At 68.6% G+C, this 18,417-nt stretch carries 15 protein-coding genes; 4 read left to right on the forward strand and 11 right to left on the reverse strand.

The genetic code is table 11. The features are described 5' to 3' along the window. Positions 1-39 precede the first annotated feature (39 nt). Positions 40-1,713, forward strand: a complete 1,674-nt coding sequence (locus ACFVMC_RS14190; protein ID WP_379210215.1) for a bifunctional metallophosphatase/5'-nucleotidase — start codon at positions 40-42, stop codon at positions 1,711-1,713. Here the strand turns inward: ACFVMC_RS14190 and ACFVMC_RS14195 are convergent. Both ACFVMC_RS14195 and ACFVMC_RS14200 read right to left on the reverse strand, forming a co-directional pair. After that, the gene (locus ACFVMC_RS14195; RefSeq protein WP_379210217.1) at positions 1,679-3,019 is read right to left on the reverse strand and encodes an MFS transporter; all 1,341 of its coding nucleotides are present in this window, start codon (positions 3,017-3,019) and stop codon (positions 1,679-1,681) included. The two genes, ACFVMC_RS14190 and ACFVMC_RS14195, sit on opposite strands and share 35 nt — an antisense overlap. A 58-nt stretch (positions 3,020-3,077) precedes the next feature. After that, the gene (locus tag ACFVMC_RS14200) at positions 3,078-3,998 is read right to left on the reverse strand and encodes a helix-turn-helix transcriptional regulator (protein ID WP_379210219.1); all 921 of its coding nucleotides are present in this window, start codon (positions 3,996-3,998) and stop codon (positions 3,078-3,080) included. A gap of 102 nt (positions 3,999-4,100) precedes the next feature. Between ACFVMC_RS14200 and ACFVMC_RS14205 the strand changes: the two genes are divergently transcribed. Further along, positions 4,101-5,528 carry an MFS transporter gene (locus ACFVMC_RS14205; RefSeq protein WP_379210221.1) on the forward strand — a complete coding sequence of 476 codons (1,428 nt, stop codon included), beginning with the start codon at positions 4,101-4,103 and terminating at the stop codon, positions 5,526-5,528. A 180-nt stretch (positions 5,529-5,708) separates the two neighbouring features. Here ACFVMC_RS14205 and ACFVMC_RS14210 read toward each other — a convergent pair whose 3' ends face one another. Continuing rightward, on the reverse strand, positions 5,709-6,938 hold the full coding sequence (locus tag ACFVMC_RS14210; protein WP_379210223.1) for an MCE family protein: 1,230 nt from the start codon (positions 6,936-6,938) through the stop codon (positions 5,709-5,711). Positions 6,939-7,039: 101 nt separating this feature from the next. On the opposite strand from ACFVMC_RS14210, the gene ACFVMC_RS14215 reads away from it, so the two are divergent. Then, on the forward strand, positions 7,040-8,401 hold the full coding sequence (locus ACFVMC_RS14215) for a cytochrome P450 (RefSeq protein WP_379210225.1): 1,362 nt from the start codon (positions 7,040-7,042) through the stop codon (positions 8,399-8,401). A gap of 45 nt (positions 8,402-8,446) precedes the next feature. Further along, positions 8,447-9,838 (forward strand): FAD-binding protein, encoded by a 1,392-nt coding sequence (locus tag ACFVMC_RS14220; RefSeq protein WP_379210227.1) that lies wholly within the window; start codon positions 8,447-8,449, stop codon positions 9,836-9,838. Here the strand turns inward: ACFVMC_RS14220 and ACFVMC_RS14225 are convergent. From ACFVMC_RS14225 to ACFVMC_RS14260, 8 genes are all read right to left on the reverse strand, one after another. Further along, positions 9,835-11,058, reverse strand: a complete 1,224-nt coding sequence (locus tag ACFVMC_RS14225) for a cytochrome P450 (protein ID WP_379210229.1) — start codon at positions 11,056-11,058, stop codon at positions 9,835-9,837. The genes ACFVMC_RS14220 and ACFVMC_RS14225 overlap by 4 nt on opposite strands. A 34-nt stretch (positions 11,059-11,092) precedes the next feature. Then, on the reverse strand, positions 11,093-12,673 hold the full coding sequence (locus tag ACFVMC_RS14230; protein ID WP_379210231.1) for a succinic semialdehyde dehydrogenase: 1,581 nt from the start codon (positions 12,671-12,673) through the stop codon (positions 11,093-11,095). 80 nt (positions 12,674-12,753) lie between these two features. After that, positions 12,754-14,337, reverse strand: coding sequence for an acyl-CoA synthetase (locus ACFVMC_RS14235; protein ID WP_379210232.1), 1,584 nt, complete (start codon positions 14,335-14,337; stop codon positions 12,754-12,756). 18 nt (positions 14,338-14,355) lie between these two features. Then, positions 14,356-15,591, reverse strand: a complete 1,236-nt coding sequence (locus tag ACFVMC_RS14240; protein ID WP_379210234.1) for a hypothetical protein — start codon at positions 15,589-15,591, stop codon at positions 14,356-14,358. Then, positions 15,585-16,151 (reverse strand): nuclear transport factor 2 family protein, encoded by a 567-nt coding sequence (locus tag ACFVMC_RS14245; protein WP_379210236.1) that lies wholly within the window; start codon positions 16,149-16,151, stop codon positions 15,585-15,587. The genes ACFVMC_RS14240 and ACFVMC_RS14245 overlap by 7 nt, the downstream gene beginning before the upstream one ends. Further along, entirely contained in the window at positions 16,151-16,351 is a 201-nt protein-coding gene (locus ACFVMC_RS14250; RefSeq protein WP_379210237.1) for a ferredoxin, read from the reverse strand. The genes ACFVMC_RS14245 and ACFVMC_RS14250 overlap by 1 nt, the downstream gene beginning before the upstream one ends. After that, positions 16,348-17,133, reverse strand: a complete 786-nt coding sequence (locus ACFVMC_RS14255; protein WP_379210239.1) for an SDR family oxidoreductase — start codon at positions 17,131-17,133, stop codon at positions 16,348-16,350. Before ACFVMC_RS14255 ends, ACFVMC_RS14250 begins: the two co-directional genes overlap by 4 nt. Beyond that, on the reverse strand, positions 17,133-18,350 hold the full coding sequence (locus ACFVMC_RS14260) for a cytochrome P450 (protein ID WP_379210241.1): 1,218 nt from the start codon (positions 18,348-18,350) through the stop codon (positions 17,133-17,135). Before ACFVMC_RS14260 ends, ACFVMC_RS14255 begins: the two co-directional genes overlap by 1 nt. Between the last annotated feature and the right edge of the window lie 67 nt (positions 18,351-18,417).

Genomic DNA, 18,417 nt, shown 5'->3' on the forward strand with positions numbered 1-18,417 from the left:
TCACCCATCGGCTCATCAACTGTGTCAAAGTCTGTAGGCATGCGTAGCTCACGTGCCGCCGCCATGTGCGCCGGACTGCTCAGCCTGGTTCTGCTCGCGGGATGCACCTCCGGCAGCGACGAGACGCCGCCGACCGAGACGCCGCCCCTCATCTCCACCGGCGATCTGCCCGACGCACAGCCCGGTGAGGTACATCTGTTCGGATTCAACGACTTCCACGGGAATCTGGAACCGCCCAAGGCGTCCAACGGGCAGATCGCCGGGCATGCCGCGGGCGGGGCGGCCTATCTCGCGACGCACCTGGCGCGGCTGCGGGCCGCCTACCCGGACAGCGCGGTGCTGCTGTCCGGAGACAATATCGGGGCCAGTCCCCTGGTTTCGTCGCTGTTCCACGACGAGCCGACGGTGAACTTCCTGAACTCGGTGCGGCCCAGCGCCTCCGCGGTCGGCAATCACGAATTCGACGACGGGGTACTGGAACTCGCACGCATGCAGCGGGGCGGGTGCGCGCTCGACGGGTGCTCGCCGGGCGCCCCGTTCACCGGGGCCGCGTTTCCCTATCTCGCGGCCAACGTCGCCGACGCGAACGGGCAACTGCCGCCGGGGCTGCGGGCCTGGACGATGCTCGAACTGGGCGGGCACAAGATCGGGGTGGTCGGCACGGTGACGCCGGAAACGGCGCAGATCGTCTTTCCGGAGGGCATCCACGGATACACCTTCGGCGACCCGGCCGAGGCAATCAACCGCCAGGTACCCGACATGCGTGCCGCGGGCGCGGAAGTCGTCGTCGGGCTGGTGCACGACGGCGGCAAGCAGGCCGATCCGAAGGCCGACTACAACGGGTGCGCGAACATCAGCGCGAACGTGCCCGAGCTGGCCCGGCGCACCGATCCGGCCGTCCGGGTGCTGATGACCGCGCACAGCCACCAGCCCTACGTGTGCGAGATCGACGGCAAGGTGGTGACACAGGCGGCGTCGTACGGCCGCCTCGTCACCGATGTCACGCTGCGCTTCGACGGCGGCGACGTGGCGGTGCGAGCGGTGAATCGGGTGGTCACCCGCGAGGTGACGCCCGACCCGGCGACCGTGGCGCTGATCGACTTCTATGCCCGCGAGGCCGCGCCGCGCGCCGGACGGGTCGTCGGCACCGCCACCGAATCGCTACCGAAGCAATCGACTTCGAGCCCGGAATCACCGCTGGGCAACGTGATCGCCGACGCCATGCTCGCCACCACCGCCGGACCCGCGCAGGCGGTGGCGGCGTTCATGAATCCGGGCGGGGTGCGCGCCGACATCGGCGCGGGACCGATCACGTTCGGCGGCATCTACGAAGCCCAGCCGTTCGGGAACCAGGTGGTCACCCTCGCACTGACCGGGCGTCAGATCCTGGACCTGCTCGAACAGCAGTGGAGCAAGCCGGACCGGCCGCTGGTGCTGTCGGTGGCGGGCCTGTCCTACACCTACGACGACGCGGCACCGACCGGGCACAAGGTCGTCGACGGCACCGTCCGGATCGGCGACCAGCCGCTGAACGAGGTGGCGAAATACCGGATCAGCACCAACAACTTCCTCGCCTCCGGCGGTGACGGATTCACCGGGTTCACCAAGGGCACCGAGCTCACGGTCGGCCTGATGGACCTCGACGCGTTCGAGGCCTACCTGACCGGTACCGGCCCGATCAGTCTGCCGCCGAACCGGATTCAGCGACGCTGAGCGCGGCCCCGTCCGCACGAACTCGCCGCCACAGCAGCAGCACTCCGAGGGCCGCCGCCACCATGCACGCTCCGACCACCCACAGGCCCGCTCGCTGGGTGCCGGTCCAGTCCTTGAGTCCGCCGGTGATGTACGGGGCCGCGAACCCGCTGATATTGCCGATCGAATTGATCAGGGCGATACCGCCCGCCGCGGCGACGCCGGTGAGGAAGGTGCTGGGCAGGGCCCAGAAGGTGGGCAGGGCGGCGAGGACGCCGACCGCGCAGACAGTGACCGCGATCATGGCGGCGAACGGATTGCCGAGATAGAGCGCGATCGGTATCGCGATACCGCCGAGCAGGGCTGGCACGGCGACGTGCCAGGGACGTTCGCCGGTGCGGTCACCATGGCGGCTCCACCAGACCATGACCACGGCGCCGATGGCGTAGGGCACCGCGTTGACCAGGCCGCGTTCGACGATCGAGTACTTCACGCCGTACTGTTCCTGGAGACCGTTGATGATGGTCGGCAGGAAGAAGCCCAGAGCGTAGAGGCCGTAGACGATGCCGCCGTAGATGAAGGCGAGCGCGAGGATTCTGGGGTGGGTCAGGGCCTTGCGGACGGTCCAGTGCTCGCCGCGCCGGGCGTCCTCGACCGCCAATTCGGCTGTGAGCCAGTCCTTTTCCGCGGTGGTCAGCCAGTGTGCCCGGTCGGGGCGGTCGGTGAGATAGAACCAGGTGAGGAAGGCGAGGAGAATCGCGGGGATACCTTCGACCAGGAACATGAAGCGCCAGCCGCTGAGGCCGAAAACGCCGTCACCGTACTGGATTATCAGGCTCGACACGGTAGCGCCGAGCGCGGTGGACAGCGGGACCGCGACCATGAACAGCGCGACGATCTTGGCCCGCTGGGATTGCGGGAACCAGTAGGTCAGATAGAGCAGGATGCCCGGGAAGAAACCGGCCTCGGCGACGCCGAGCGCGAAACGCAGGATGTAGAGGACGGTTTCGTTCGGCACGAAGGCCATGGCGGTGGCCACCACACCCCAGCTGACCAGGATGCGGGCGATCCACCGGCGCGCGCCGAAACGGTGCAGGGCCAGGTTGCTCGGCACCTCGAGCAGCAGATAGCCGATGAAGAAGATGCCCGACGCCAGGCCGAACGCGGTCTCGGTCAGCCCCAGGTCGGCTTTCATACCGCTCGGACCCGCGAAACCGATGTTCACCCGATCGAGGTAGTTGACGAAATAGAGCAGCCCGAGAAATGGGACCAGGCGGATCGTGACCTTGCGCAGGGTCGTCCGGGAGATATCGGCGGTGACATCCATTGGCGCACTCTCCACCTCGAAGCGGTGGCGCGTCAAGAGGTGGTGACGAGCCGTGAGCTCAGCCCGCCAGCAGCTCCGGATGGTTGCGGCGGCGGTGTTCCCGCCAGGGCTCGCCGCGTTCCTCCTCGGGCATGGCGAGCAGCGCGTGCAGTTTGGCCCACGCGGATTCGTCGGTGGGGGTATAGATCTGGACCCAGGAGCCCGGCACTGCGGGCAGCGACATCGAGGTGACGTAGGTGTCGATATCGCCGACGGCCAGATTGCGGATGGTCTTCACGCGGCCGATCGGGACCGCCACATCGTTGAGCGCCCACAGGGTCTCGAAATCCTCGCTGTTGGTGCGCAGGTCGTCGATGAACTCCTGCCAGACCGGATCGTCGAGATTCTTGGCGTACGCGCCGCGCAGATAGGCCACCATGCGCCGCAGATCGTCCCAGCTGTGGTGATAGGCGTTGCAGCACTTGGGCGTCAGGAAGACCCGGCGGGCCAGATTGACCTCCTTGGCGACCTCGCCGATCGCGCGGATCGGGCACAGCCACTCGTAGGGATCGTTGTGGGTGAGCACGTCGTAGCGGGCGCTGACCAGCACTGCGGGCAACGGCGCCAGGTGGTCGAGAATCACCTGGAGTTCCTCGGGCAGCCCGGTTTCCGGATGCGGATTGGGCACGGTCGGCACACCCGCCAGCCGGTAGACATGCGAGCGTTCCGCGGCGTCCAGGCCCAGCGTGCGGGCCACCGCCTCCAATACCTGGACGCTGACATTGATTTCGCGCCCCTGCTCGAGCCAGGTGTACCAGGTGACACCGACCGCGGACAGCTGCGCCACCTCCTCCCGGCGCAGGCCCGGGGTGCGCCGCCGCGGCCCCGGCGGCAGCCCCACCTCTTCCGGCGTGATCCGCGCGCGCCGCGATTTCAGGAAGGCCCCCAGCTCCTTTCGCTGCGCCTTGCCCAGCGCACGCGCATCCACGACCGTCGTCACCCTCTGATCCTCACCCACTCGCGAGACGTTATCCAGGTGCTGCCAGTACTAGTTTTACCGGGCTCCTGTTACCGGTGTGGAACCTCACGCATGCTGCAATACATGACACAGACTCTGCCGCCCGCGGTGGTGGCACCGCCGCCGCCGTCCGATCTGGGCGCACGCCGTTCGGCCGCCATCCTCGCGGTCATCCTGTCCGGCCAGTTCATGGCCGTCCTGGACACCGCCATCGTCAATGTCGCCATTCCCTCGATTCGCGCCGACCTGGACACCACTGGTTCGGCCCTGCAATTGATCGTCGCCGGGTACGTGATCGCCTACGCGGTGCTCCTGGTGACCGGAGCCCGGCTCGGCGACCGGTATTCGCAGCGGCGCATGTTCATCGCCGGGCTGGCGTTGTTCACGCTCGCCTCGCTGGTCTGCGGACTCGCCTGGGACGAGACGTCGCTCATCGTGTTCCGATTCGCTCAGGGTGTCGGCGCGGCCGCGATGATTCCGCAGGTCATGTCCACGATCCAGCTCACCTTCACCGGGAATGCCCGAGCCCGGGCGCTGAGCCTGTTCTCGGCGATCATCTCCGGCGGCGTGGTGGCCGGGCAGGTGCTCGGCGGGTTGATCGTGAACCTGGACCTGTTCGGCAGCGGCTGGCGCGGGGTGTTTCTCGTCAACGTGCCGATCGGCGTGGTGCTGCTGCTCGTCGCGCCGCGCGTCCTGCCGGTCGGTGCGCGGCGTGCGCACCGTGCCGTCGACGTGCCGGGTCTGGTGGCGCTGACCGTGTCGGTGCTGTTGCTGGTGCTTCCCCTGGTGCTGGGCCACGAGCAGGACTGGCCGCTGTGGACGTGGATTCTGCTGGGCGCCAGCGTGTTCGGATTCGCCGGGTTCGCGGTCATCGAGCGCTGGGTGGCCGCGCGCGGCGGCGAACCGTTGTTCGCGCGCCGAGCGCTGGCCGCGCCCGGCTTGCTGCTGACGGGGGCGACCCTGTTCGTGGTGATGTCGACCTTCGGCGGCTGGATGTTCGTGATGGCGATCCACTTGCAGAGCACACTCGGCTACAGCGCGCTGCACGCCGGCCTGTTGTTCATCCCCATGGGTCTGACGTTCGCCGCGGCGAGTCTGTATTGGACTCGGATTCCCGCGCGGTTGCATGCCGCGATGATTCCCGGTGGCCTGGTGCTGGCGGCAGGGGCGATGGTCGCCCTGGGCGCGATGTTGCGCGACGGCGCCGATTTCGGGCTTGCCGGTTGCCTGCTGTTCGGACTCATGGGCATCGGCAACGGCTTGGCCTACAGCCCGTTGATGACCCGAACCCTGGCCAAGGTGCCGATGGAGGTCGCCGCCGACGCCAGCGGAATCCTGGTGACCGCCACCCAACTCGGAACGGTGGTCGGCATCGCGGCGTTCGGCACGGTGTTCCTGAGCCTGGCCGGAGCCACCACCCTGTCGGCCGCGCACGCGTTGGGCGGGACCGCTGTCGCGGAGGGCGTCACAGTACTGGTGGCAGCCGCTCTCAGCGCACGTGCAGCCCGCTGACCCAGGGCAACGAACCCCCGGCTGCTCCGGACCACGGCCGAATACCCTCGGCCGCTCGACGCCGCCGCGCACGCACGACGACTACTGAGTTCGGGGCAGCGCGCCGTCTCGCGCCGCCACTCACTTGTGCGGCACGCCCGCCATCGCCGACAGCAGCTCGCGGGGCGCGAAAACCGTGACTCACCACCGCACTCCGGGCAAGCCCGAGAACAGGACCTGGAACACCTTCGGGGCGTTCGGTGCCAGCGTGGTGGACGGTATGAACGGCGGGCCCGCATTGGTGTCGGTGACGAGGTAGTCGGAGTGGGTGCCCTCGATGTGTTCGAGGACGCCGTGGCAGTTCGGGCCGCCGGTGGCGTTCACCTTCGGGAGGTCGTCGGGGTACTGGTATGGGCGCGAGCCGAATTGGAAGCCGGCGCGAAAGACCGCACCCGGGAGGGCGCCACCGATGAAGGGGTCCGCGCGGGGCAGGGTTTCGGCGAGGCCGGTGACGACGCAGAACAGGACCGGGGAGTAGGTGCCGAGCAGGGTGGTGGTGGGGCGCAGCAGGTCCAGCGTGGCGGTCAGCGGTTGTTCGTTCTCGCGCAGGACCGCGGAGGTCGTGGCGGACAGGCCGATCAGGGTGACCAGCAGGGCGTCCAGGTCGGCCTGCCGCTCGACGACGGTCCCGGCCAGGACGATCGCGTTGGTGGTGGTGCGCAGCAGGTCCGTGACGGTCTCGGCATACAGCGTGCCGACCTGCGCAGCGGCGCTCGAGTCGCGGCGCAGGGCGGGCAGGCTCGGATTCAGTTCGCGCAGATAGGCATCGGAGCGGGCGAGCAGGTCACCGAACCGCTCGCCCCGCCCCTCCAGCGCGGCGCCGAGCGCGGCGAAGGTCGCGTTCAGGTGGACCGGGTCGACCGCGGCCAGCAGGGCCGAGAGATGTTCGAACACCGTGTTCACCTCGACGGTGACCGCGTCCGCCCGCAGCACCGCGCCGGGCCGCATCGAATCGCGCGAGGACCGCTCCGGCGCAACAAGATTCACATATTTCGCACCGAACACGGTCGTGGATCGGATGTCGGCCCGCGCTTCGGCGGGCACCCGCCGCAACTGCTCCGGTCGCACCGCCAGCCGCAGCCGGACCCGGCCCCCGACCCGGTCGACGGCGGCTACCCGCCCGATCTCCACCCCGCGAAAGGTCACCCGCGCACCCGGATTCAACACCAGTCCGCTGCGCGGCGTCTCGACCACGACCTCGGCCGTGGCGTCGAGCCGCCCCGAGTACAGCGTCAGCGCGAGCGCGAGCAGCCCGACCAGGAACAGGATCAGGGCCGCACCCGCGATCTTCAGGCGCAGCACCTGCCAGGTGACGCGGGCGACCACGCGCCATCCGCTCGATCTCGTCGTGGCCTTCGCTGTCGAACCCATCGGCTCCCCTGGTGAATCACCTTGCCCGCCAATCGGTCCCATAGTACTGTCCAGACAGGTGTCCAACTGTCGTTTCCGGCAGAAGTACAGGGAGGATTCCCATGACCCTGGTCGAACCCCGCCGAGTCTCGCTGCGCGCGGACGGGCCGGAGCCCGAACACGGCCACCTCGACGAGTTCCGCGCCGACCCGATCGGCCTCATGCGCCGGGTGCGCACCGAATGCGGCGATGTCGGCGCGTTCGACCTGGCGGGCAAACGGGTGATCCTGCTCTCCGGCGCCGAGGCCAACGAGTTCTTCTTCCGGGCCGGCGACGAGGATCTCGATCAGGGCGCGGCCTATCCGTTCATGAAACCGATCTTCGGCGACGGTGTGGTGTTCGACGCCAGCCCCGAGCGTCGCAAGGAGATGCTGCACAATTCGGCCCTGCGCGCCGAGCAGATGCGCGGGCACGCGGCCACCATCGCCCGCGAGGTCGAGCGCATGCTCGAGCAATGGGGCGACGAGGGCGAGATCGACCTGCTCGACTTCTTCGCCGAACTCACCATCTACACGTCCTCGGCCTGCCTGATCGGCACCAAGTTCCGTAACCAGCTCGACGGCCGCTTCGCCCGGCTGTACCACGATCTGGAACGCGGCACCGATGCGCTCGCCTATGTCGATCCCTACGCCCCGATCGAGAGCTTCCGCCGCCGCGATGCCGCGCGCGCCCAGCTCGTCGCGCTGGTGCAGGAGATCATGGACGGGCGCGCCGCCGCGCCGCCCGCGGGCAAAGCGGATCGCGACATGCTCGACGTGCTGGTCTCGGTGCCCGGTGACGACGGCCGGCCCCGGTTCAGCGCCAGCGAGATCACCGGCATCTTCATCTCCATGATGTTCGCCGGTCATCACACCACCTCCGGCACCGCGGCGTGGACGGTGATCGAGTTGCTGCGTCATCCGCAGTTGCTGCGCGGCGTGGTCACCGAACTGGACGAGCTCTACGCCGACGGCTCCGACATCAGTTTCGGTGCGTTGCGCCGGATCCCGAATCTGGAGGCGACGCTGAAGGAGACACTGCGGTTGCATCCGCCGCTGATCATCCTGATGCGGGTGGCGCGCGGGGATTTCGAGGTGTGCGGGCATCGGATCGAGGCGGGCGATCTGGTCGCCGCGACACCGGCGGTGTCGAATCGGATCGCCGCGGACTTCCCGGACCCGGACGCCTTCGATCCCGGCCGCTATCTCGACCCGATCCAGGCGGATCTGGTCAACCGCTGGACCTGGATTCCGTTCGGGGCCGGACGGCATCGCTGTGTGGGCGCCGCGTTCGCGCTCATGCAGTTGAAGGCGATCTTCTCGATCCTGCTGCGGGACTGGGAATTCGAGATGGCCCAGCCCGCGCAAAGCTATCGCAACGATCATTCGAAGATGGTGGTGCAGTTGGCGCAACCGTGCACCGTGCGCTATCGCCGACGCCGCTGAGCCGCCGCTCCCCCGGCCGCCGCGGTCTCGGGTACGGTGGCGCCAGTGCAGAACACTTCAGGGGGATCGGTTCTCGATCAGCGTCGGCTCACCGGTTGGAGCCGGACCGCACCCACAGTCGCCACGGTCCTTCGCACCTCCGATATCGACACCGTGATCGCCGCGGTGCGCGCCGCCGGTCCGCGCGGCGTGATCGCGCGCGGGCTGGGCCGCAGCTACGGCGATCCCGCGCAGAACGGCGGCGGTCTGGTCGTGGACATGACCGTCTTCGACCGGATCCACACCATCGACCCGGACGCGGCGCTCGTCGACGTGGACGCGGGCGTCAGCCTGGACACCCTCATGCGCGCGGCGCTGCCGCACGGGCTGTGGGTGCCGGTACTGCCCGGCACCCGGCAGGTCACCGTGGGTGGCGCGATCGCCGCCGATATCCATGGCAAGAACCATCATTCGCACGGCAGCTTCGGCAATCACGTCCGGTCGCTGGATCTGTTGACCGCCGACGGCGACGTCCGCACGCTCACCCCCGACGGCCCCGGATCCGAGCTGTTCTGGGCCACGGTCGGCGGTATGGGCCTGACCGGCATCGTGCTGCGCGCGACCATCCGGATGAAGCGCACCGAGACCGCCTACTTCCTGGTCGACAGCGACCGCACCGAGAATCTCGAGCAGACCATGGAGCTGCTGACCGACGGTTCGGACGAGGGCTACGAGTACTCGGTCGCGGTGCCCGACACGATCAGCACCGGCGCGAAGCTGGGCCGGGCGGGTTTCAGCCGCGGCTCGCTGGCCACCCTCGACCAGCTGCCCGCGGCCCTGCGCCGGAATCCGTTGCACTTCAATGCGCCCCAGCTGCTGACCGTGCCCGATATCTTCCCGAACGGGATGGTCAACAACCTCACCACCCGGATGGCCGGCGAGGTGGCCCTGCGCACGTTCAAGAAGAACCGCCGCGGCCTGATCCAGAACATCACCCAGTTCCTGCACCCGCTGGATCTGCTCGGTGAATGGAACCGCGCCTACGGCCGCCGCGGTTTCCTGCAGTACCAGTTCTCGATGCCGTTCGGGGCCGAGGCCCAGCTCGCCGACGCGGTCCGCGCGATCGCGCATTCCGGGCACCACTCGTTCCTCAACGTCTTCAAACGGATGGGCGCGAGCAGCCCGGCCCCGCTGTCGTGGCCGCATCCCGGCTTCATGCTCAGCCTCGACTTCACGATGAAGCCGGGCCTCGACGAATTCTGCACCGAACTCGACCGCCGGGTCCTCGCCGCGGGCGGGCGACTCTATTTCGCCAAGGAATCGCGCACCACGCCCGATATGGTGCGCGCCATGTACCCCCGACTGGACGACTGGCGTCGTATCCGCGACGCCGCCGACCCGAACCACGTCTTCGTCTCCGACCTCGCCCGGCGGCTGCGTCTGGTCGAGGAGCTCTAGCCGTAGCGGACCTGCCAGCTCTTGATGCCGTTGATCCAGCCCGAGCGCAGGCGGACCGGGGGTGCGAGTTCGGTGAGGGCCGGCATGGCATCGGCGATGGCGTTGAGCATGAGGTCGATCTCGAGCCGGGCGAGGTTGGCGCCCACGCAGTAGTGGGCGCCGGTGCCGCCGAAGCCGACGTGCGGGTTCGGGTCGCGGCGAATGTCGAAGGCGAACGGGTCGGTGAAGGCGGACTCGTCGAAATTGGCGGAGCTGTAGAACAATCCGAGGCGCTGACCGGCACGGACGTGCGCGCCGCCGATCTCGAGATCCTCGGTGGCGGTGCGCTGGAAGGCATTGACCGGCGTGGCCCAGCGCACCACCTCGTCGGCGGTGGTGCGCGGGCGTTCGGCCCGGAACAGTTCCCACTGCTCGGGGTGATCGACGAACGCTTTCATGCCATGCGTGATGGCATTGCGTGTCGTCTCGTTGCCCGCGATGGCGAGCAGCACCACGAAGAACCCGAATTCGTCGGAGCCGAGCGCCTCGCCGTCGAGTCCGGCGTGCACCAGGGTGCTGACGATGTCCCCGACCGGGTGCGCACGCCGCTGCTCGGCCATGTTCCAGGCGTAGCCGATGATTTCGGCGAAGGCCGCGGTCGGGTCACCGTATTCGGGATCGTCGTAGTTCAGCGTCGAATTCGACCAGTCGAACAGCTTGCGCCGGTCCGCCTCGGGCACGCCGAGCAGTTCGGCGATCGCCTGCAACGGCAGCTCGCACGCCACCTGCTGGACGAAATCGCCGCTGCCGGACCGCGTGGCCTCGTGCACGATGCGGGCGGCGCGTTCGGTGAGCGCCGCCCGCAGCCCCTCCACCGCGCGCGGGGTGAACCCTTTGGAGACGATCCGGCGAATGGTGGAGTGTTTCGGCGGATCCATGTTCACCAGCAGCGCGCCGGTGAGCTCCATCTGTTCGGGGGTGGTGTCGTTGGGCAGGCGGATGATCGCGCCTTTGCGCTGTGCGGAATACCGTTCGGAGTTCCGCGATATCTCTTTCACGTCCTCGTGCCGGCTCACCACCCAGTAGCCGCCGTCGCGGAATCCGCCGGAGGTCTCGTCGGGCTGCGCGTTCCACCACACCGGCGCGGTGCGGCGTAGTTCGGCGAATTCCGCTACGGGACTTCGCCGTTCCCAGAGTTCCGGGTCGGTGAAATCGAATCCGGACGCGAAGTGCGGCGCCATGGCTGTCTCCTTCTCCAGCCCGGCGCGATGCGGGTCAGCGCAGACGTGTTCGACGCATGAGCCGCAGCGACGCCAGGGTGATCTTCAACTGTTTCTGGTACGGCATGCCGTCGCGTGCCGCCATGACCTGACGTTTCTGCACGCCGACATTGATGGTGTCGGTGTATTTGAGTAGCCCGTGGTCACCGTGGCGGGTGCCGACGCCGGAGTTCTTCACACCGCCCGACGGCGTGGCCTTGGCGGCGTAGGTGGTGACGAAACCGTCGTTGATATTGATGTTCCCGGCCTGCAGTTCGTTCGCGATCCGCCGGGCGCGCGACAGGTCCGCGCTCCAGACGCTGGCATTGAGGCCGTAGTCGGTGTCGTTGGCGAGCCGGATGGCCTCCTGCTCGTCACCGAAGCTGTAGACCGCGGCGACCGGGCCGAAGGTTTCGGCGGTGGCGTGGGTCATCTCGGGGGTGACGCCGGTCAGCACGGTGGCCTCGTAGAACGCGGGTCCGATATCCGGGCGCGGCTTGCCGCCGGTCAGCACGGTCGCGCCTTTGGCGCGCGCGTCCTCGATATGGGCGGCGACACGTTCCATGTGCTGCACCGAGACCAGCGACCCGAATTCGGGCGTGTAGTCGTAGGCGGCACCGATCTTCGCGTTCAGCGCGTCGGCCGCCGCGACGAATCGGCGCAGGAATTCGTCGTAGTGGCTCTGGTGCACGTAGATCCGCTCGATGTGCATGCAGGCCTGTCCGGAGTTGGCGAACACCGCGAAGCTCGCGCCCGGGATCACCTCGTCCAGATTCGCGTCCGCACACACGATCATCGGGTTCTTGCCGCCGAGTTCGAGGCTGCATCCGATCAGATTGCGGCCCGCGCTCTCCCCGACCACCCGGCCGGTGGCGGTCGAGCCGGTGAACATGACGAAGTCGGCGTTGTCGATCAGGGTGGGCCCGACCTCGGGCCCCTCCCCGCAGACGACCTGGACCAGTCCCTGCGGCAGCCCCGCCCGGTACAGCAGTTCGACGCCGAACAGCACGCACAGCGCGGTCTTGTTGTCCGGCTTGAGCACGACGCCGTTCCCGGCGATCAGGGCGGGCACCGAATCCGACAGCGCGATGGCGAACGGGAAGTTCCACGGTGCGATCACCGCGACCACGCCCTTGGGCCGGTGTTCCTCGGTGGAGCTGGTGAGCACCGGCATCGGCCCGCCTCGACGGGTCGGGCGCAGCACCTTGCGCGCGGTCTTGAGGTAGTGGCTGATCACCATCGGCACGTCGCAGGATTCCTCGACCGCCATGCGGCGGGCCTTGCCGCAGCCGATCTGGATCAGGTCGGCGGTGGTCTCGCATTCGGCGAGCAGCAGTTCGTGTGCGCGCTCGAAGACCTCGAGACGGCGGCGCAGCGGCCAGGCGGCCCATTCCCGCTGCGCGGCACGGGCCGTGGCGTAGGCGGCGGCGATGTCCGCAGGCCGCGACTGGGGCAGCGGGCCGACGGCCGCGCCGGTGTAGACCTCGACCATCTCGTAGGGCGCGGCGTCGCCGGCGGCCACCATCGCGGTCAACCGGTCGATCAGTTCCGGGGTGATCCGTGGGGGCAACGTGGCGCGGGATTCGGTGGTGCTCATAGGATTTCCTCCATCAGACGGTCCGATCGGCTGAATTAGAACACCTTCGCCATGGCTCGACCACCGTTCACGCGAACCCGTCAGCGGGCCCGATAGGCCGGATCATGCTGTGCCGCATATTCTTTCGCCCAGCCGTAATCCGGTTTGCCGCTCGGCGAGCGCTCTAGGCGCTCCGCGATCCAGACCTGGCGCGGCAGCTTGTAGGCCGCGAGATGCTTGCGCACATGGGCTTCCAGATCGCCGAACTCCACGGCGGCGGTCGCCGAGATCACCGCGCCGACCTGCTGGCCCCACCGCTCGTGCGGGACACCGATCACCACTGCGTCGTAGATCGCCGCGTGCGCCTTGACCACGGCCTCGACCTCCTCGACGAAGACCTTCTCGCCGCCGGTGTTGACGACCATATTGCCGCGACCGAGCAGGGTGATGGATCCGTCGGCCTCCTGACGGGCCCGGTCGTCGGTGACCACCATGCGGACCCCGTCGACGGTGCGGAACAGCTTGTCGCTCTTGGCCGGATCCTTGTAGTAGCCCAGCGGCACCGAACCGGTCTTGGCCAGCCAGCCCTCCTGCTCCGGCCCGACCGGCCGCCCGTCCGCGCCGACGACGACCGCACCGCGCCCGGTCCGCACGCGGGGCCCGCGCCCGGGGTTGTCGTCGCGCTGCGCGTAGCCGATACCGCCGAACCCGGTCTCGGAGGAGCCGATGGAATCGGTGACCACGGTCGACGGGAACAGTTCGAGCAGTGTGTTCTTGACCGATTGCGACAGCAGCGCGGCCCCGGACCCGATCGCGATCACCGAGGACTGCACCGGCCGGGCCCGGTAGGCGTCGATGAGCGGGCGGGCCATGGCATCGCCGGTGATGACGAGAACGTGCGGTTTGCGGCGCTGCACCACCTCCCACACCCGCCGCGCCTCGAATCTCGGCTCGAAGACGACCGCGTTGCCCGCCCACAGCGCGGTGAAGGTGGGCATCATGGCGGCGGCGTGGATGAGCGGCGGCAGCACGAACCAGGTGGCCTGCGGCTGCTGCGCGCCCAGGCGCGACTGCTGGAATTCGTCGGCGACCGGCTCGTTGGTGTAGAAGTCGATGCCGCCACCCAGCACACGCCACATGTCCTCCTGACGCCACATGACGCCCTTGGGCAGGCCGGTGGTGCCGCCGGTGTACATCATGAACAGGTCGTCGGCACTGCGCGGGCCGAAATCGCGATCCGGCGCGCCCGAGGCCAGGGCCTCGGCGTAAGACGTTGCGCCGCCGGTGTTCTCACCGACCACGATCAGCTCGCGCAACGAGGGGACCCGCGGCGCGGCCGCCCGCACCCCCGGAGCGTAGGCAGCGTGGTAGACCAGCACCTCGAGATCGGCGTTGTCGTAGACGTAGCGCAGTTCGTCCGGACCGTAGCGGAAGTTGATGTTGATCGGTACCGCGCGGAGCTTGAAGCAGGCGATCAGCGTCTCCAATGTGGCGATGCCGTTGTGCATCTGGAATCCCACGTGGGTGCCCGCGCGCACGCCGATCGACGCCAGGTAGTGGGCCAGCCGGTTGGCGTTCGCGTCGAGCTCGGCGAAGCTCAGCTCCCGGTCGCCTTCGATCACGGCCACGCGATCTCCCATCGCGTCGGCGGCGTGCTCGTACAGGTCGGCGAAATTGTTGGCCATGGGCCTTTCCTTGTCTGGCTACACCACGGTGAGCGGCAGCGGCGTGCCGCGATCGGCGAAGGCGAAGCCCGCGCCCTTACTGAAACGGGTGATGGCGACCTCGGCCACCTCCGGGAACGGCTCTGCCGCGTAGGCGATCTCGACGGTCCAGCCGGACCGGTCGGCCTCGACGGCGCGGAGATAGGCGCGCGGGTTCACACCCCGGACCATGGCCTCGAGCGGCGCCGGATGACCGGCGTCCACCAGGCTCGGCCACACCCCATCGGTGATCGCGCCACTACTGCGCGGCAGCCGCAGCGACACCGTGTCGGCGGTGTGCGAGACCTCGATTCCGGTGTAGGCCACCGGGTTCCACGCCGGATGCACACCCAGCACTGTCGCCAGGTCGCCCGGGCCGTCACCGAGATCCAGTGCGGCGCGCAGCCGTTCGGAGGTGATGCCCGCGATGCCGGCGAACTGCTTGCGCCCGATCTCGGCCGCCCTGTCGGTGCGCGCCCGCACCGCGAGCAGGAAGCCCAGCGTGAGCAGGTGATGCTGCAAGCACACCTCGTCGGCCAGGCGGACCAGCGCCGACTTCGAGAAGTCCGGGAACCGCAGATCGCTCAGCAACGGTCCCGCATAGTCGGACAGCCCCTCCTCGGCGGGGTCGATATCGGGTAACTCCAGCCGCGCGGCAACCGAATTCGCCACCACCGCCGCGTTCTCCGGAACCGGCGGCGGCTCGTGCGCCGGATCGATGACGACGGTCCACGCGCACATGGGATGCCGATCGGCCGGGGTGCGCGGCGGCCGGTGGATGGGCCGGACCCGGGCGTGCGGATTGGTCGCCAGCGCGGTCGCGTCGAAGGTCGGGTCCTCCATGTCGTGGCACATGGCAATGACGAACTCCGGGCCCATCGGCTCCACGTCCAGCAGCGCGCCGCAGTGGTCGAGCCAGAACTCGCCGTGATCGTGATCCTCGACCCGGTAGCGGAAGTCCATGAACTGTGGCGGCGCGCCGATATCGAGTTGCAGCCCTTTGAAAATGGTGTCGACGCCGTCGCCCTCGATACGCAGCGCGCGCCGCATGCGCCGCGTGTATACCGGGCTGGCCACCTGCCACTCGGCGACGGCCACCTCGGTCATCCCCGGGCGGCCGAACGCGCCCAGGCAGTGCGCCATGCCCGACCGGTCGATCAGGTGGCCGCACAGCAGCAGTTCCGGCACCACCCGCGCCAGCGTGGCGCGATCCAGGCCGTCGAATCCGCTCACCACAGCGGCGCCGGGGCCGCGCCGACCGGGTACCAGCCCGGCAGCGGACCCGAGACCGAGCGCTGGATGCGCTGCTGCATGCCGTCGGTCAGCGCGTTGTGCTGGATCATCTCCACGAACATGGCCGAGACATTGCCGAAGTCGAAGAAGTCGCGCTGCCAGGACCATTGGAAGTCACCGCCGTAGCGGAACCAGCTGCCGCCGATCCCCTGCGGGGAGTAGTGGCTGCCGTCCGGGCGGGTGCGTTCGCTGATCTGCTTCCACAGTCCGATGACGGTGCCGCTGCGCTCGTCGACGACGAACTCCTGGTACGGGTAGGTCCAGCCCTCCAGGCCCTGCATCTCCTGTCCGAGCGCCAGCTCCCGGATCTCGGTGCGGCCCACCGCCATGAACTCCTGGGCCGGGCCGTAGTTCCAGCCGTAGGTGGCGTCCTCGGTGTACATCTCGGCGAGCGGTTTCCAGTCGCCCTTCGCCTCGCAGCGCTGGTTCTCCGCCACCCAGCGACGCACCATTTCGTCGAGTTCGGCACGGGGATCGGGGTTGCCCCCGGCGGGCATCGTCATCACCGGGCTCCTTCGGTTCGGGTCTCCAGCGTGAGGGCTCGAGTCGGGCAGTACCGCACGGCACGCTGTACGTCGGCGGAATCGGCTGTGGGGTCGGTGATTTCGACCTTGCCGCGTTTGGGCACGGTGAAGACCTCCGGGGCCTCGTCCTGGCAGACCGCGTGGCCCTGGCACAGGTCCAGGTCGGCGATGATCGTCATGATTCGTCCTCGCGCAGGGGAGCTTCCGGTTGCACCTCGACCAGCACCAGGTGCGCGCCGCGCGGCGCGCTCACCACCGCGACGATGGCGGCGGCCAGGTCCTCGGCGCGCAGCATGTAGGGGTGGCGGGCGAAACCCCAGTCCTTCCAGGCCGTCAGCATCGGGCCGAGGACCTCGGGCGTCGAATTCATACCCATGCCGGTGAGCGTCGGGCCGGGACGCACGACCGACGCACGCACGCCGGACCCCTCCAGCTCCATCCGCAATTGCATGGCCATCGCCTCGAGACCGGCCTTGGCGGCGCTGTAGGCCCCGGTCAGCGGGCGAGGCTCGGGCGCGCAGTCGGAACCGATCAGCACGACATCACCGCGCTGCCGGGCCAGCATGCCCGGCAGTACCCGGTGCACCAGGCGGTGCGCACCACCCAGGTGCACGCCGATCTGGTGCATGAAGCGGTCCGGGTCCATGGCGTGGATTGGGCCGAACTCGATATCACCGGCCCCGGAGACCAGGATCTCCGTGGGCCCGAGGGCGGCCTCGGCCGCGACGGCGAACTCGTCCACCGAGGCCGTATCCGTGACATCGAGACGAGCCGCGAAAGCCGTTCCGCCGTCGGCCTGTATCTTCTCGGCGAGCTCCTGGCACTTGTCCACGCGGCGCGCGCCCAGCGCGACCGGATGTCCGAGTGCGGCCAGCGCGACGGCCGTGGCCGCGCCGATCCCGGAGGAGGCCCCGGCGATCAGCGCGGGCCTGCGCTCGGGGCTGGGTTCGAATCGGGGCATTACCTGACCTCCACGGTGATGGGCAGTTTCGCGAAGCCGCGCACATTGCTGGAGTGCACGCGTTCGATGCCGGTGTCCTCGACGTCGTAGGCTCGGACCCGGGCGGCGAATTCACGCAGTGCCACGGTGGTTTCGAGGCGGGCCAGGTGCGCGCCGAGGCAGAAGTGCACGCCCGCACCGAAACTCGTCAGCGCCGACTTGTCGCGGCGTTCGATCCGGAAGCTGTCACCGTCGGTGAAGACGTCGGGATCGCGGTTGGCCGAACCGATCAGCAGCAGCACCTTGGACCCGGCGGGGATGGTGCCGTAGGGGTAGTCGAGGTCGGCGGCGGCGGTGCGGGCCAGGATCTGACTGGAAGTGTCGTAGCGCAGGGTCTCCTCGACCCAGTCGGAGATCAGGTGGTCCTCGGCGCGGACCTTGGCATACTCCCCCGGGTTCTTCGCGGCCCAATACAGGGCATTGCCGAGCAGTTTCGTGGTGGTCTCGTTGCCCGCGACCACCATCAGGAACATGAAGCCGATGATCTCCTCGTCGGTGAGCCGGTCGCCGTCGGTTTCGGCGTCCAGCAGCGCGGAGGTCAGGTCGTCGGCGCGCACGCGGCGGCGCGCGGCGACCATGTCGGAGTAGTAGCCGATCAGGGTCATCGAGGCCTGCGCGGCGGCCATCGGGATATCGAGCACGCCGTCCTCGCGGTGCACGACCAGATCGGCCAGGCGGCGGATCTCGGCGCGGTCGGCCGCGGGGACGCCCATGAGTTCGGAGATCACGTCCATGGGCAGTTTGCCCGCGACCTCGTCGATCCAGTCGAAGCCGCCGCGGGCCAGCGCCGGCTCCAGGTAGGACAGCGTGAGTTCCCGGATGCGATCGTGCATTTCGGCCACCCGCTTGGGCGTGAAGCCTTTGAAGACGAGTTTCCGCAGGCGCAGGTGGCGCGGATCGTCCATGGCCAGAAACGACATCACCCGGTGTGCGTGCGGGCCGTAGGCCGCGGGATCCAGGGAGACGCCGTTGGCGCTGGACAGTCGCGCCGCGTCCCGAAAACCGTTGGTGACGTCCGCGTGTCGTGACAGTGCCCAGAAACCCAGGTCCGGGTTGTGATACAGCGGCGCTTCGGTGCGCAGGCGCTGATAGGTGGGGTACGGGTCCTCGTGGAAGCGGTAGTCGTACGGATCGAAGACGAGCGGCGCCACAGCCGAGGGAGACACATAGCTGGACATGTGTCTGGACGGTACCAGCGGCACGAGATCGCGACAACGGTTCGACGGAATTCCCTTGGCCCACAGG

It is taken from the genome of Nocardia sp. NPDC127579 (assembly GCF_042672005.1).
Lineage (GTDB): Bacteria > Actinomycetota > Actinomycetes > Mycobacteriales > Mycobacteriaceae > Nocardia.

What these genes read in the sequence shown, in the direction of transcription:
- ACFVMC_RS14245 (WP_379210236.1), bottom strand. Translation starts at nt 16,151, where the DNA reads ATGACGATGCCCGCCGGGGGCAACCCCGATCCCCGTGCCGAACTCGAC.
- ACFVMC_RS14250 (WP_379210237.1), bottom strand. Translation starts at nt 16,351, where the DNA reads ATGACGATCATCGCCGACCTGGACCTGTGCCAGGGCCACGCGGTCTGC.
- ACFVMC_RS14230 (WP_379210231.1), bottom strand. Translation starts at nt 12,673, where the DNA reads ATGAGCACCACCGAATCCCGCGCCACGTTGCCCCCACGGATCACCCCG.
- ACFVMC_RS14225 (WP_379210229.1), bottom strand. Translation starts at nt 11,058, where the DNA reads ATGGCGCCGCACTTCGCGTCCGGATTCGATTTCACCGACCCGGAACTC.
- ACFVMC_RS14205 (WP_379210221.1), top strand. Translation starts at nt 4,101, where the DNA reads ATGACACAGACTCTGCCGCCCGCGGTGGTGGCACCGCCGCCGCCGTCC.
- ACFVMC_RS14260 (WP_379210241.1), bottom strand. Translation starts at nt 18,350, where the DNA reads ATGTCCAGCTATGTGTCTCCCTCGGCTGTGGCGCCGCTCGTCTTCGAT.
- ACFVMC_RS14195 (WP_379210217.1), bottom strand. Translation starts at nt 3,019, where the DNA reads ATGGATGTCACCGCCGATATCTCCCGGACGACCCTGCGCAAGGTCACG.
- ACFVMC_RS14215 (WP_379210225.1), top strand. Translation starts at nt 7,040, where the DNA reads ATGACCCTGGTCGAACCCCGCCGAGTCTCGCTGCGCGCGGACGGGCCG.
- ACFVMC_RS14235 (WP_379210232.1), bottom strand. Translation starts at nt 14,337, where the DNA reads ATGGCCAACAATTTCGCCGACCTGTACGAGCACGCCGCCGACGCGATG.
- ACFVMC_RS14190 (WP_379210215.1), top strand. Translation starts at nt 40, where the DNA reads ATGCGTAGCTCACGTGCCGCCGCCATGTGCGCCGGACTGCTCAGCCTG.
- ACFVMC_RS14255 (WP_379210239.1), bottom strand. Translation starts at nt 17,133, where the DNA reads ATGCCCCGATTCGAACCCAGCCCCGAGCGCAGGCCCGCGCTGATCGCC.
- ACFVMC_RS14210 (WP_379210223.1), bottom strand. Translation starts at nt 6,938, where the DNA reads ATGGGTTCGACAGCGAAGGCCACGACGAGATCGAGCGGATGGCGCGTG.